Origin of the sequence: Janthinobacterium sp. 17J80-10 (assembly GCF_004114795.1) — a bacterium.
Taxonomy (GTDB): domain Bacteria; phylum Pseudomonadota; class Gammaproteobacteria; order Burkholderiales; family Burkholderiaceae_D; genus Paucimonas.
Map to the genome: position 1 here is coordinate 3,697,820 of NZ_CP035311.1, position 14,456 is coordinate 3,712,275.

Here is a 14,456-nt window from a genome sequence, read left to right on the forward strand (position 1 = left end):
TTCTCGTCTTTTCTGTTCAGGTTGCGCTGGGATAGAAAGCGTCGGCGTAGACATGCTCGTGCGGGATGCCTTTTTGCCGCACCAGCATGGCTGCCGCATCCACCATGGGCGGCGCGCCGCACAGGTAGGCGCGCCAGCCTTCCAGGCTGTCCCAGTCCTGCGCCACGGCATCGGTCACCAGCCCGCTGCGATACGCCGGGTTGTCCGAGCCGGTGGCGACGACGACATGCACATGCAGGTTGGCATGGCGGGCCGCCAGGTCCTGCAGCCAGTCGAAGCCATAGATGTCGCGCGTCGAGCGCACGCCGAAATACAGGTGGATCGGATTGCTCATGCCGGCAGCGAGCGCGCCGCGCACGATCGACAGGACGGGTGCCAGCCCCGTGCCGCCGCCGATGCACAGCATTGGCCCGGCATGCTTCTGGCGCAGGTACGCCGTGCCCAGCGGGCCGGAGACGCGCACCGCATCGCCCACCTTCAGCTGTTGATCGATGTAAGTACTTACTCGGCCATTGGGCACGATGCGCACGTGGAATTCGAGTTCTTCGTCGCCAGCAATGCCGGCCATCGAATACGGCCGGATGTGCTCCGGCGAAAACTGCAGGGTGGCGTACTGGCCGGCAGAAAATGCCAGTGGCTTGGCCGGACGCAGGCGCAGACGCTTGATATCGTGGGTCATGTCCTCGATGGCCAGCACGGTCGCCTTGAGAATACGGGCGGGATGATTGACGACTTCATCCACATCAGGAATTTCAATAGTGCAACTTTCTGTCAGAACGCTCATGCAAGCCAGCACGTAACGGCCTTCATTCGGATTGGTCACTTTCGCTTCCGGCCCGGATTCGAGGATCTGGCCGTCGACCACCTTGCAGCGGCACGTGCCGCAGCGGCCCGACATGCAGCTGTACGACACCGGAATGCCGTTTTCACGCAGCGTTTCCAGCAAATTCGTACCGGCATTCACGGTCAATGTGCGGTCGAGAGGTTGTACGACGAGTTCCATGTCTTGCGGCAATCCTGCGTTGTGATCAGTTGAACAGGATTCTATTAACCGCACTAAAATTAATCTATAGAATATGGTGAATCTTATGTATCACTGAAATGAATATTACTTATGGACTTGAAAGACCTCGATTTGAACCTGCTGCTGGTATTTAACCAACTGCTCTTGCAGCGGCGCGTCTCCGCCGTGGGAGAAAAGCTTGGCCTGAGCCAGCCAGCCGTCAGCAATGCCTTGAAACGGTTACGCCTTTTGCTGAACGATGAACTGTTCCTGCGCACGTCCCGCGGCATGGAGCCCACGCCGTACGCGCTGCAACTGGCAGAGCCGATTGCGTATGCCCTGAACACCATCGAAACCAGCCTCAACCAGCGCGCCACCTTCGATGCCGCCAGCAGCAAACGGCGCTTCACGATCGGCATGAACGACATCGGCGAGATTTATTTCCTGCCCAGGCTGATGGACAAGCTGGCCAGCATCGCGCCAGGCGTCTCCGTCAACACCGTGCGCCATGCCTCGCTCAATTTGCGCGAGGCAATGGAGGCAGGCCAGGTGGACCTGGCCGTCGGCCTGTTGCCGGAACTGAAAGCGGGATTTTTCCAGCGCCGCCTGTTCAAGCAGCGTTATGTCTGCATGTTCCGCACGGGACATGCCCTGGACAAGGAGCAGATCAGCGCGGCGGAATTTTCCGGCGCCGAGCATGTGCTGGTGGGCGCCTCCGAGATCGGTCACGCCAGGATCGATGAAACCATTGCCGCCAGGGGCATCCGCCGCAACGTCAAGCTGACGGTGCCGCACTTTGTCGCGGTCGGCCATATCCTGTCGCGCACCGACATGGTGGCAACGGTGCCGGAACGCTATGCGCAGGAATGCCTGGCGCCGTTCGGACTGAAATCCGCGCCGGTGCCGGTGGAATTGCCGGAAATTGCCATCAGCCTGTTCTGGCATGCCAAGTACCACAAGGAACCCGGCATCCAGTGGCTGCGCGGCGTGATGTTCGATACGTTCGCCGATTGAGCGCAGGGTCAGCCCTGGTCGCCGCCGCCCACCGGCAGGATGGTGCCGGTGATGTAGGAAGCCTCGTCGGACGCCAGGAACAGGATGGCGCGCACCTGCTCGTCGATGGTGCCGTAGCGGCCCATCAGGGTGGATGCCTTGGTCTGGTCGATGATGCCCTGATACCAGACTTCTTCCTGCGGCGAAAGCTTGTTGGGGTTGCGCGGCACCTTGCGCGGCGGCGCCTCGGTGCCACCGGTAGCGACCGCATTGACGCGGATGCCATCGGCCGCGTGTTCCAGCGCCAGGCTGACCGTCATGGCATTGACGCCGCCCTTGGAAGCCGAGTAGGGAATGCGATAGATGCCGCGCGTGGCGATCGACGAGATATTGACGATGACGCCTGCCTTGCGCTCGATCATTGCCGGCAATACCGCACGGCACGACCAGAGTGTGGGAAACAGCGATCGGCGTACTTCCGCCTCGATCTCCGCTTCCTGGTATTCCTGGTAAGGCTTGGCCCAGATGGTGCCACCGACGTTATTGATCATCACGTCCACGCGGCCATGCGCGTCGAGCGCGGTTTGCACCACTTTCTGCGCGCCGGCATAGGTTTCCAGGTCGGCATGGACCGTCACGACGTGGCCGCCTTGCGCCGTGATTTCCGCCGCCACTTCCTGCAGCAGTTCAGAGCGGTCCGCCAGCACCAGCAGGGCGCCCTCTTCGGCGGCAGCCAGCGCCACGCCACGGCCGATGCCTTGCGCGGCGCCGGTAATGATCACAACTTTGTCGGTAAAACGGGTATAGGTACGCATGATGAGCAAGCCTCGCTGACAACAGCAAAATGGAATTGCTACGGACGATACCCCTGGCCAATTCACTGCGTCCAACACTGATTTGGTATTCATTTCATACCGGCAGGGTATAAACGATCGATTGCCTGTATGGCGAAGACAACATCTTTCACGCCAGGGAAATCTGCCAAATGCCGACGTGGCATTAATGGTACACTTCCACCCATCCGCGGGCCTTTTTCGCCGCCGCAAGCAATTGATTCTTTAGGGTTTTATTTCATCGCAACGGAGTTCGACATGAGGATTCAACGCTTTCTGACCGCCGGCCTGCTGGCGCTCCTGGCTACGTCCGCCTTCGCCCTGGAGCGACCGTTTCCGGCGATCGCCAAGCGCGGGGTGCTCAGCCTGGGCCCCTTCCCTGAAATCGTCCTGAACGGCAGGACGCGGCAGATGTCGGCGGGCGGGCGCATTTTCAACCAGCAAAACCTGATCCAGATGCCGGCTTCGGTCACTGGCAGCAACCTGGTCGTCAATTACACCGAGGATTTCCAGGGCAATGTCGACCGTGTATGGCTCCTGGACGAACGCGAAGCGGCGCAGACGCCGGCCCAGCAAAAAATCAACCCGGCCCAACCCGGTCAGCAGGTGCAAATCCTGATGGACCCGGTCCGGTAACACACCGTTTCACCACCAGATTCAATGCCAAAAAAAGTATTCATCAAAACCTTCGGCTGCCAGATGAACGAGTATGACTCGGACAAGATGGCCGATGTGCTTGGCGCGGCCGAAGGGCTGGTCAAGACCGATACGCCGGACGACGCCGACGTGATCCTTTTCAACACGTGTTCAGTGCGCGAAAAGGCGCAGGAGAAGGTCTTTTCCGACCTCGGCCGCGTGCGCGAACTCAAGCTCAAGAACCCCAACCTGGTGATCGGCGTCGGCGGTTGCGTCGCCTCCCAGGAAGGCGAAGCGATCATCAAGCGCGCGCCCTACGTCGATGTGGTGTTCGGCCCGCAAACCCTGCACCGCCTGCCGGACCTGCTGGCGCAGCGGCGCGCCAGCGGCCGCTCGCAAGTCGACATCAGCTTCCCCGAAATCGAAAAGTTCGACCACCTGCCGCCCGCCCGCGTCGAAGGCGCCACCGCCTTTGTCTCGATCATGGAAGGCTGCAGCAAGTATTGCAGCTACTGCGTGGTGCCCTACACCCGCGGCGAGGAAGTCTCGCGCCGCTTCGACGATGTGCTGACCGAGGTTGCCGGCCTGGCCGCGCAAGGCGTCAAGGAAATCACCCTGCTGGGACAAAACGTCAACGCCTTCCGCGGCGCCATGGGCACGGGTGCGGCGGATGGCGAAACCGCCGACTTTGCGCTGCTGATCGAATACATCGCCGAGATCGACGGCATCGAACGCATCCGCTACGTCACCAGCCATCCCAAGGAATTCACCCAGCGCCTGATCGACACCTATGCCAAGGTGCCCAAGCTGGTGAACCACCTGTACCTGCCGGCGCAGCATGGTTCCGACCGCATCCTGATGGCGATGAAGCGCGGCTATACCTCGCTGGAATACAAGTCGATCATCCGGCGCCTGCGCGAAGTGCGCCCCGACATCGCGATTTCCTCGGACTTCATCGTCGGCTTTCCCGGCGAGACCGAGGCCGACTTCGAGGCGATGATGAAACTCATCGACGATATCGGCTACGACAACAGTTTCAGCTTCATCTTCAGTCCGCGCCCCGGCACGCCGGCGGCCAACCTGGCCGACGATACGCCCTACGATGTGAAACTGGCGCGCCTGCAGCGCCTGCAGAAAGTCATCGGCGACAATACCCGCCGCTACAGCGACGCGCTGGTGAACACCACCCGGCGCATCCTGGTCGAAGGGCCGTCGCGCAAGGACCCGAACGAATTGCAGGGACGTACGGAATGCAACCGCGTGGTGAACTTTGACGGCGGCCCCCAGGCAGCGCGCCTGGTAGGTCAAATGCTCGACGTCAACATTACCGAGAGCTACTCCTATTCCCTGCGCGGTGCGCTGGTGCTGCAGGACTAAGGCAAACGTGAAAAAGACCCCGGTAGAACCGCAGTATTTCACCCCCCAACCGCTCGACAACCGGCGCCTTGCCAACCTGTGCGGGCCGATGGACGAGAACATGCGCCAGATTGCCGCGGCGCTCGACGTCACGGTGTTTCGCCGCGGCGAAAAATTCATCGTCAGCGGCGCCAAGGCGGCCGATGCGCTGGCCATCCTCGAGCGCTTCTACGCCCTGGCCGACAAGGCCATCTCGATCGACGACGTGCAACTGGCGCTGGTGGAACAGCGCGCCGGCCATAGCCAGGACTCGCGCCGCGCCGCGCGCGCATCCCGTGCGGATGCCGAAGCCGCCACCGCAGAAGCCGACGACGCCGCGATTGAAACCGCTGGCGAACCGCTGGTGCTCAAAACCCGGCGCCACGACCTGCGCGGCCGCACGCCCCACCAGAACCAATACCTCAAAGCCGTGCTGGAACATGACGTCACCTTCGGCGTCGGCCCGGCGGGCACCGGAAAAACCTACCTGGCAGTGGCATGCGCAGTCGATGCGCTGGAGCGCGACGCCGTGCAGCGCATCGTCCTCACCCGCCCCGCCGTCGAAGCCGGCGAGCGCCTGGGCTTCCTGCCGGGCGACCTGGCGCAAAAGGTCGATCCTTACCTGCGCCCGCTCTACGACGCCCTGTACGACCTGCTCGGCTTCGACCGCACGCAGAAGATGTTCGAGAAGCAGGCCATTGAAATCGCGCCGCTGGCCTACATGCGCGGGCGCACGCTCAACCATGCCTTCGTGATCCTGGACGAGGCGCAAAACACCACGCCGGAACAGATGAAGATGTTCCTGACCCGCATCGGTTTCGGCAGCAAGGCCGTCATCACCGGCGACGTCACCCAGATCGATTTGCAGCGCACCCAGAAAAGCGGCCTGGTCGATGCCATCCAGGTGCTCAAGAAGGTGCGCGGCATCGCCTTCACCCACTTCACCAGCGCCGACGTGGTGCGCCACCCGCTGGTGGGACGCATCGTCGACGCCTACGAAGCCGCCAACAAACCGGTTCGCATCAAGAATGACAAGAACGACCACAAAGCCTGAGCTTTCGCTTTCCGTGCAATATCCCGATCCGCGCCTGCGCGAGACGCTGCCGCGAGCGCAACTGCGGCGCTGGGTCCAGGCGGCCTTGCTTGCGCCGGCGCAGCTGACCGTGCGCTTCGTCGACGCAGACGAAGGCCGCGCGCTCAACCGCGAATACCGCGGCAAGGATTACGCCACCAACGTGCTGACCTTTCCCTACACGGAATCCGAAGACGAACCCACCTCGGCCGACATCGTGCTGTGCACGGATGTGCTGCAAAAGGAAGCTGCCGAACAGCGCAAGACCCTGCCGGAGCATGCCGCCCACCTGGTAGTGCATGGCGTACTGCATGCGCAGGGCTACGACCATGAAGACGACACGGAAGCAGCCGAGATGGAGCAGCTGGAAGTCGAGATCCTGGCGCGCCTGGGTTTTGCCAACCCTTATCTGGAAGCTTGAGCAGGGCGCCGCCTTGTCTTTCTCACAACCCTTGCCAACCCGCCAATTGTAGTCCCCACGGAATTTTGGTGTATTCTATTGAGTTCCAGAACAACGGCTCCCCGCCATATGCAAGAACACCCTAGTAGCGTCAGATCGTTCGACGCCAAACCGCACCGGTCCCTTTTCGAACGACTGACCGCACTGATTGCCCCCGAGCCCGACAACCGCACGGAATTGCTCGAAGTCCTGCAAGACGCCCACGAGCGCAACCTCATCGATGCCGACGCGCTGTCGATGATCGAAGGCGTATTCCAGGTATCCGACCTGTCTGCACGCGACATCATGGTGCCCTGCCCGCAGATGGACGTGATCGATATTGCCATACCCATCGAAGAATGGATGCCGCTGGTGCTCAAGGCCGGCCATTCGCGTTTTCCGGTGGTCGACGGCGACCGCGACAAGGTCGTCGGCACCCTGCTGGCCAAGGACTTGCTGCGCTATTACGCCGATGAATCCTTCGATGTGCGCCACATGGTGCGCCCCGCAGCGTTCATCCCGGAATCCAAGCGCCTGAACGTGCTGTTGCGCGACTTCCGCGTCAACCGCAACCACATGGCAATCGTCGTCAATGAATACGGCAGCGTTGCCGGGCTGATCACGATCGAGGATGTGCTGGAACAGATCGTCGGCGATATCGAGGATGAATTCGATATCGACAAGGAAGACGACAATATCCTGCGCGTGCGCGACGGCGAGCATGGCGCGCGCTGGCGCGTCAATGCCATCACCGAAATCGACCAGTTCAACGAAGCATTCGGCACCGCGCTTGCGGCCGAGTCGGTCGACACCATCGGCGGCCTGGTCGTCACCCACCTGGGCCGCGTGCCGCACAAGGGCGATGTGTTCGAGATCGGCGCGCTGCGCTTCCAGGTCTTGCGTGCCGACGCGCGCCGGTTGCACATCCTGCTGGTCGAAAAAATGCCGGCGCCGCCGGCCGACGCTGGCAACTGAGGCCCGCGTGACGGCCCGCGCTGGCGCCGCGCGCCGTCACGCCACTTCTCTCCTGCTGCCGGCCGCGCTGGCGGCAGGCGCCTGCAACGTTTTCGCCTTCGCGCCGTTTGGCTTCTGGCCGCTGCAGATCCTGTTGCTGGCAATACTTTTTCGCCTCCTGCATGGCGCCACTTCGGTGCGCCAAAGCGCGGCGCTCGGCATAGCCTATGGCTGGGGCTGGGCGGTGGCCGGCGTGCACTGGCTGTATGTCAGCATGCACCATTACGGCGGCATGCCATCGTGGATGGCGGCGCTGGCCGTGGCCCTGCTGGCGCTGTGGATCGGCCTGTTTGCGGCATTCGCAGGCGGCGCCACGCTATGGCTGCGCCGCCGCTGGCACCTCTCTGCCAACCTGAGCTTGCTGCTGGTGGCGCCGGCGCTGTGGGCGCTGGGCGAATGGCTGCGCGGCTGGATTTTCACCGGCTTTCCCTGGCTCGTCTCGGGCTACGCCCATAACACGGGCGCTCTGGCCGGCTTTGCGCCGGTGGTCGGCGTCTATGGCATCGGCTGGCTGGCGGCGCTGGCGGCCGGCGCCCTGGCCCTCTTGCCGGAAAACAGGAAGGCAGCGGCGCTGCCGGTGCTGCTGCTGGCAGCGGGCTGGGGATTGCAGGCGGTTTCCTGGACAGAGCCGCATGGCAGCCCGATTGCGGTGCGCCTATTGCAGGGCAACGTGCCGCAAGAGATGAAGTTCGAGCGCGAGCGCATCGCCGACACCCTGGCCGATTACGCATTCATGATCCGGCAACAGCCGGCCGACCTCATTGCCACGCCGGAAACGGCGCTGCCGCTGCTGTCGAGCCAGCTGCCGGAAGATTACCTGCCGCGCCTGGCGGCCTTTGCGCGCGACTCCGGCAGCCATGTCGTCATCGGCCTGCCCATCTCGGATGGCCCCGGGCGCTACGCCAACAGCGTGCTGGGCTTCGCGCCCAAGCCTGGCGCTGCCGGCACAGAAGCCCCGTACCGCTACGACAAGCACCACCTGGTGCCGTTCGGCGAATTCATCCCGCCGGGTTTTCGCTGGTTCGTCGACATGATGCGCATTCCCCTGGGCGACTTTACGCGCGGCACGCCGCTGCAAGCGCCCTTCCAGGTGAAGGACCAGTGGGTGCTGCCCAATATCTGCTACGAAGACTTGTTTGGCGAAGAAATCGCCGACCAGCTCGCAGCCGGCCATTTTGGCAAGATCCCGCAGGCCAGCGTGCTGCTGAACGTCTCCAACATCGCCTGGTTCGGCGACACCAACGCCCTGCCGCAGCATTTGCAGATTTCACAGATGCGCTCCCTGGAAACCGGCCGCCCCATGCTGCGCGCGACCAATACCGGCGCCACCGCGATCATCGACCACAAGGGGCGTGTAACTGCTCAATTGGTGCCGTTTTCGAAAGACGTGCTGGCCGCGCGGGTGCAGGGATACACCGGCGCCACGCCCTATATCCTGCTGGGTAACGGGCCGATCATGCTGCTGGCGTTGCTGGCGCTGCCCCTCGCCCGCTTCTTGCGCTGGAAAAAGGCTGGAAAGCCGCCGGAAGCAGGCAAAAACCGCTAAAATCTTGGGTTTTACCGATTTCATTTCTCCCCAAAGCGGGGAGGGAAAACCCACCATGCTCACATTTCAACAAGTCATACTGAAGCTGCAGGAATACTGGGATGCGCAAGGCTGCGCCCTCTTGCAGCCCTACGACATGGAAGTCGGCGCCGGCACCTCGCACACCGCGACGTTCCTGCGCGCGATCGGCCCGGAGCCGTGGCGCGCCGCCTATGTGCAGCCATCGCGCCGGCCCAAGGATGGCCGCTATGGGGAAAATCCCAACCGCATGCAGCACTACTACCAGTACCAGGTGGTGTTGAAGCCCGCGCCGGAAAACATCCTCGAACTCTATCTCGGCTCGCTGCAGGCGCTGGGGCTGAACCTGCAACAGAACGATGTGCGCTTCGTCGAGGACGACTGGGAAAACCCGACCCTGGGCGCCTGGGGCCTGGGCTGGGAAGTCTGGCTGAACGGCATGGAAGTCACCCAATTCACTTATTTCCAGCAAGTCGGCGGCCTCGATTGCAAGCCCACGCTGGGCGAAATCACCTACGGCATCGAACGCCTGGCGATGTACCTGCAGGGCGTGGAAAACGTCTACGACCTGGTGTGGACCGAGTGGGAAGAACATGGCGTCACCAAGCGCCTGACCTACGGCGACGTGTTCCACCAGAACGAAGTGGAGCAATCGACCTTCAACTTCGAGCATTCCAACACCGAATTCCTGTTTTCGCTGTTCGGCAACTACGAAGCCGAAGCCAAGCGCCTGATGGAAGTGCCCTTGGCGCTGCCGGCCTACGAAATGGTGTTGAAAGCCGCGCATACCTTCAACCTGCTGGATGCGCGCGGCGCCATTTCCGTGACCGAGCGCGCCGCCTATATCGGCCGCATCCGCAACCTGTCGCGCGCAGTCGCGCAGGCCTATTTCGAATCGCGCGAGAAGCTTGGCTTCCCGATGTGCGGCGACAAACAATAACGAGATTGCAATGAACCAGACCCTGCTAGTTGAACTCCTGACCGAAGAGCTGCCGCCGAAGGCGCTGGCCAAGCTGGGCGAAGCCTTCGCCGCCGGCATCGTCAACGGCCTGAAAGCGCGCGACTTCCTCGAAGCCGGCGCCGTCGCCACCGCCTACGCCACGCCGCGACGCCTGGCAGTCACCATTACGCAAGTGCGCGCCACCTCGCCCGACAAGGCCATCCGCGAAAAAGTGCTGCCGGTCAGCGTGGCGCTGGATGCCGAAGGCAAGCCAAGCGCGCCGCTGGGCAAGAAGCTGGCAGCGCTGGCGGCAGTCGCCAAGGTTGACGCGATCAGCCTGGAGCAGCTCGAGCGCGCCCAGGACGGCAAGGCTGAAAGCTTTTTCTTCAGTTATACCGCGCCAGGCGCGGCGCTGCACACCGGCCTGCAGGCTGCACTGGAAGAAGCCGTCGCCAAGCTGCCGATCCCGAAAGTCATGAATTACCAGCGCCCCGACGGCGCCGATGTGCAATTCGTGCGCCCGGTGCACAAGCTGATCGCCCTCTTTGGCGCCGAGGTCGTGCCGCTGGCGATTCTGGGTCTTGCCGCCGGCCGCACCACGCTCGGCCACCGCTTCCTGTCGCAAGGCGAAATCGCCGTGCCGAATGCCGAAAGCTATGCCGCGCTGCTGGAAGCGCAGGGCAAGGTGGTGCCGGGCATCACCGACCGCAAGGAAAAAATCCGCGCCGCCCTGCTGGACCGCGCCGGCCACGACAAGGTCCTGATGCCGGAAGCGCTGCTCGATGAAGTCAATGCCCTGGTCGAATGGCCGGTGGTGTACGAATGCCACTTCGAGGAAGAATTCCTTGCCGTGCCGCAGGAGTGCCTGATCCTGACCATGCAGACCAACCAGAAATACTTTGCCCTGACCGATGCCGGCGGGCGCCTGCGTTCACGTTTTCTGATCGTCTCGAATATTGAAACGGCCGATCCGCAGCACATCATCGGCGGCAATGAGCGCGTGGTGCGCCCGCGCCTGTCGGATGCAAAATTCTTTTTCGAGCAGGACAAGAAGAAAAAGCTCGCCGACCGCCTGCCGGGCCTGGCCAACGTCGTCTACCACAACAAGCTGGGCACCCAGGGCCAGCGCACCGAGCGCGTCCGGACGCTGGCCGGCGACATCGCCCGCGGCATCGGCGCCGATGCCGCGCTGGCCGAGCGCGGCGCGCTCCTGGCCAAGGCCGACCTGCTGACCGACATGGTGGGCGAATTCCCCGAACTGCAGGGCATCATGGGCACCTACTATGCCCGTCACGACGCCGAACCGGCCGAAGTCGCTCAGGCGATCTCGGAACACTACCAGCCGCGCTTTGCCGGCGACGCCCTGCCGGCAAGCAGCACGGGTACCGCGGTGGCGCTGGCCGACAAGCTGGAAACCCTGGTGGGCATCTGGGGCATCGGCCTCGCGCCCACCGGCGACAAGGACCCGTTCGCGCTGCGCCGCCATGCCCTGGGCATCTTGCGCATGCTGCTGGAAAAACGCCTGCCGCTGTCGATCAACCAGTTGCTCGCGCAAGCTGCGCAACTATTCGCCGGCAACGCGCAATTCAAGCAAGCCGACGCCGACATCCGGGTCTTCCTGTACGACCGCCTGCGCGGCCTGCTGCGCGAGCGCGGTTTCACCCAGAACGAAGTCGAAGCCGTGGTCGCGCAAGAACCGGATACGCTGGGCAATATCGTCGAGCGCCTGGAAGCGGTGCAAGCCTTCGCCGCCCTGCCCCAGGCAGAAGCGCTGGCCGCCGCCAACAAACGCATCACCAACATCCTGAAGAAATCCGAAGGCGCCGTCGGCGCCGTGCAGGCCGGCCTGCTGCAGGAGACCGCAGAGAAAGGCTTGCATGCGGCGATGACCGCGCTGGCGCCGAAAATCGATGCCGCTTTCGCCCAGGGCGATTTTGCCGGCACCCTTACGGCGCTGGCGCAGCTGCGCGATGATGTCGACGCCTTCTTCAACGATGTCATGGTGATGGCGGAAGACCTCGCCTTGCGCAACAACCGCATCGCGCTGCTGTCGCAACTGCACGGCATGATGAACCGCGTGGCCGACATTTCCAAGCTGGCGGCGTAATGGCCACCGGCCTTATCAGCGAACGTCAAGCATGAAACTGATCGTCCTGGACCGCAACGGCGTCATCAACCGCTACGCCGATGGCTACATCAAGTCTCCGGAAGAGTGGGAGCCGATCCCGGGGGCGCTGGAAGCGATCGCCCGCCTGAATCAGGCAGGCTACCGCGTGGTGGTGACCACCAACCAGTCCGGCATTGCGCGCGGCAAGCTTTCCATCGTCGCGCTCAACGCCATCCACCAGAAAATGCACCAGGCCGCGCAGATGGTCGGCGCCGACATCGACGCCGTGTTCTTTTGCCCGCACGCCGCCGAAGACAGTTGCGACTGCCGCAAGCCCAAGCCCGGCATGCTGCGCGCCATCGCCTCGCGCTACGAGCTCAGCCTGAAGGGCGTGCCGGTGGTCGGCGACTCGCTGTGCGACCTGCAGGCGGCATTCGTTTCCGGCTGCGCGCCTTACCTGGTCCTGACCGGCAATGGCGAACAGACCCGCGACAAGGGCGGCCTGCCGCCGGGCACCCTGATTTTTCCTGACCTGGCTGCGGCCGTCGATCACATTCTTGCGCAGGATGCGGCGCCTGCGCCCACCGGCACTCCCTGACCCCATTTTTGAAGATAGGCTGATTTTATGTCGCGCTTCTGGCTGTTCCTGCGTTCGCTCCTGTTTGTCTTGCTGATGGTGCTGGCCACCGTCATCTGGGCGCCATTCTGTTTCTTTTTTGCGCCGCTGCCTTATGCGCGCCGCTATTACTGGACGTCACGCTGGAACGTCTTCGTGATCTGGGCCGCCCGTGCCATTTGCGGCATTCGCTACGAAGTCAAGGGCTGGGAAAACCTGCCTGACGCCCCCGTGATCCTGCTGTCGAAGCATCAGTCTGCCTGGGAAACCATTTTTTACCTGGCCGCCATGCCGCGTCCGCTGGTATTCGTCTACAAGAAGGCGCTCGGCTACATTCCCTTCTTTGGCTGGGCCATTGCCCTCCTGCGCATGATCCCGATCGACCGCAGCAAGGGCCGCGACGCGTTCCAGCAAATCCTCGTGCAAGGCAAAAAGCGCCTGGCCGACGGCCAGTGGATCATCATGTTCCCGGAGGGCACCCGCATTCCCGTCGGCAAGCGCGGCAAGTACAAGGGCGGCGGTGCCCGCCTGGCAGTGGAAACCAATACCCTGGTGGTGCCGCTTGCCATGAATTCCGGCGAATGCTGGCCGAAGAATTCCTTCATCAAGAAGCCTGGACTGATCACGATCTCGATCGGCAAGCCAATCTCGCCGGAAGGACTGGACCCCACGCAATTGATGCAACAGGTCGAAAATTGGATAGAATCGGAAATGCGGGTGATTTCGCCCGCAGTGTATGCCCGCATGCCATCCCACCACGCGACTGAACCTTGAAACTGTTACGCCAGAGTTCACCAGATCCCCAGCAGCTCGCGCTGCAACTCGATTTTTTTGCTGCCGAAACCCAGCAGCCGACCGCACCCGGCACGGCTGCTCCGGCTGCGCCACCACCAGCGACACCGTTGGTGCAATCCATCACCGCACCTGCCGGCGCGCCAGCGCCAGGCAAACGTCGCATCCAGGTCGGTGAGCACCTGCTCGAATACACGCTGATTCGCTCCAAGCGCCGCACCATCGGCTTTTTGATCGGTGACGAAGGCCTGCGCATGACCGCCCCCAAGTGGGTCAGCATCGCCGAGATCGAGGGCGCCATCCAGGAAAAGCAACGCTGGATCCTGACCAAGCTGAACGACCGGCGCGAGCGCTCGGCGCGCCGCCTGCAGCCGCAAATGCAATGGCGCGATGGCGCCGCCCTGCCTTACCTGGGCGGCGATATCACTCTCAGGCTCGCCGCCGGCCGCACCGCCGGCATCGAATTTACCGAAACGACGCGCGAACTGACGGTGTGCCTGCCGGCCGACGCCGGCGAACAGCAATTGAAAGACCGCGTGCAAGGCTGGCTGCAAGGCGAAGCAAAACGCATCTTCGCCGAACGCTTGCCGCTGTATGCCGCCAGGCTGGAAGTCGCCTACCGGACATTTTCCCTGTCGTCGGCCACCACGCAATGGGGTTCGTGCACGGCGGATGGCCGCATCCGCCTGAACTGGCGCCTGGTGCACTTCGCCTTGCCGCTGATCGATTACGTCATTGCGCACGAGCTATCGCACCTGCGCGAAATGAACCATAGCCCGCGCTTCTGGGCCACGGTGCAATCGGTCTTCCCTGAATTCCAGTCCGCCAAAAAAGCCTTGCGCGACCATGCGCAGGAAACCCTGCCGATATTTTGAGGCGTCAAGCAGGCTTCACTAATATGTGAGAGAATTTAGGCGTGCGCTAGTTTTAGGCGCGGCAATTCGCCGATCCTGCCAACACCCCGGCCGCAGTCGACCAGTGGGGCGCCGCCAGCTTTGATCAGCCTGCGGACGCCTCGCTGCATTGCCTTTAGTCGCCATCCCTGCACACAC

General features: G+C 62.9%; 14 protein-coding genes. 12 read left to right on the plus strand and 2 right to left on the minus strand.

All coding sequences use genetic code 11. From position 1 onward, the window contains the following. Positions 1–16 precede the first annotated feature (16 nt). Entirely contained in the window at positions 17–1,003 is a 987-nt protein-coding gene (locus EKL02_RS16445) for a 2Fe-2S iron-sulfur cluster-binding protein (RefSeq protein WP_128903039.1), read from the minus strand. A 111-nt stretch (positions 1,004–1,114) separates the two neighbouring features. On the opposite strand from EKL02_RS16445, the gene EKL02_RS16450 reads away from it, so the two are divergent. Then, a complete protein-coding gene (locus tag EKL02_RS16450; RefSeq protein WP_128903040.1) occupies positions 1,115–2,017 on the plus strand; it encodes a LysR family transcriptional regulator in 903 nt (300 codons plus the stop codon). Positions 2,018–2,025: 8 nt separating this feature from the next. On the opposite strand, the gene EKL02_RS16455 is transcribed toward EKL02_RS16450, so the two are convergent. After that, on the minus strand, positions 2,026–2,811 hold the full coding sequence (locus EKL02_RS16455) for a 1,6-dihydroxycyclohexa-2,4-diene-1-carboxylate dehydrogenase (protein ID WP_128903041.1): 786 nt from the start codon (positions 2,809–2,811) through the stop codon (positions 2,026–2,028). Positions 2,812–3,087: 276 nt separating this feature from the next. Between EKL02_RS16455 and EKL02_RS16460 the strand changes: the two genes are divergently transcribed. The 11 genes from EKL02_RS16460 (at position 3,088) to EKL02_RS16510 (ending at position 14,279) form a co-directional block, all read left to right on the plus strand. Next, the gene (locus EKL02_RS16460) at positions 3,088–3,465 is read left to right on the plus strand and encodes a hypothetical protein (RefSeq protein WP_128903042.1); all 378 of its coding nucleotides are present in this window, start codon (positions 3,088–3,090) and stop codon (positions 3,463–3,465) included. A 24-nt stretch (positions 3,466–3,489) separates the two neighbouring features. Beyond that, positions 3,490–4,842 carry a tRNA (N6-isopentenyl adenosine(37)-C2)-methylthiotransferase MiaB gene (miaB, locus tag EKL02_RS16465; protein ID WP_128903043.1) on the plus strand — a complete coding sequence of 451 codons (1,353 nt, stop codon included), beginning with the start codon at positions 3,490–3,492 and terminating at the stop codon, positions 4,840–4,842. Between the two features lie 7 nt (positions 4,843–4,849). Further along, positions 4,850–5,914, plus strand: coding sequence for a PhoH family protein (locus EKL02_RS16470; RefSeq protein WP_128903044.1), 1,065 nt, complete (start codon positions 4,850–4,852; stop codon positions 5,912–5,914). Beyond that, on the plus strand, positions 5,889–6,353 hold the full coding sequence (gene ybeY, locus EKL02_RS16475; protein ID WP_128903045.1) for an rRNA maturation RNase YbeY: 465 nt from the start codon (positions 5,889–5,891) through the stop codon (positions 6,351–6,353). The genes EKL02_RS16470 and ybeY overlap by 26 nt, the downstream gene beginning before the upstream one ends. A 108-nt stretch (positions 6,354–6,461) precedes the next feature. After that, on the plus strand, positions 6,462–7,346 hold the full coding sequence (locus tag EKL02_RS16480) for a transporter associated domain-containing protein (protein WP_128903046.1): 885 nt from the start codon (positions 6,462–6,464) through the stop codon (positions 7,344–7,346). Further along, on the plus strand, positions 7,234–8,931 hold the full coding sequence (lnt, locus tag EKL02_RS16485) for an apolipoprotein N-acyltransferase (protein WP_128903047.1): 1,698 nt from the start codon (positions 7,234–7,236) through the stop codon (positions 8,929–8,931). The genes EKL02_RS16480 and lnt overlap by 113 nt, the downstream gene beginning before the upstream one ends. Before the next feature lie 55 nt (positions 8,932–8,986). Next, on the plus strand, positions 8,987–9,889 hold the full coding sequence (glyQ, locus tag EKL02_RS16490) for a glycine--tRNA ligase subunit alpha (protein WP_128903048.1): 903 nt from the start codon (positions 8,987–8,989) through the stop codon (positions 9,887–9,889). Positions 9,890–9,899: 10 nt separating this feature from the next. Next, positions 9,900–11,996: a glycine--tRNA ligase subunit beta gene (gene glyS, locus EKL02_RS16495; RefSeq protein WP_128903049.1), complete on the plus strand. Its 2,097-nt coding sequence runs from the start codon at positions 9,900–9,902 to the stop codon at positions 11,994–11,996. Positions 11,997–12,027: 31 nt separating this feature from the next. Beyond that, entirely contained in the window at positions 12,028–12,594 is a 567-nt protein-coding gene (gene gmhB / locus EKL02_RS16500) for a D-glycero-beta-D-manno-heptose 1,7-bisphosphate 7-phosphatase (protein ID WP_128903050.1), read from the plus strand. A 27-nt stretch (positions 12,595–12,621) separates the two neighbouring features. Further along, the gene (locus tag EKL02_RS16505) at positions 12,622–13,386 is read left to right on the plus strand and encodes a lysophospholipid acyltransferase family protein (protein ID WP_128903051.1); all 765 of its coding nucleotides are present in this window, start codon (positions 12,622–12,624) and stop codon (positions 13,384–13,386) included. Then, a complete protein-coding gene (locus EKL02_RS16510; protein ID WP_128903052.1) occupies positions 13,383–14,279 on the plus strand; it encodes a SprT family zinc-dependent metalloprotease in 897 nt (298 codons plus the stop codon). Before EKL02_RS16505 ends, EKL02_RS16510 begins: the two co-directional genes overlap by 4 nt. The last annotated feature ends 177 nt before the right edge of the window (positions 14,280–14,456 follow it).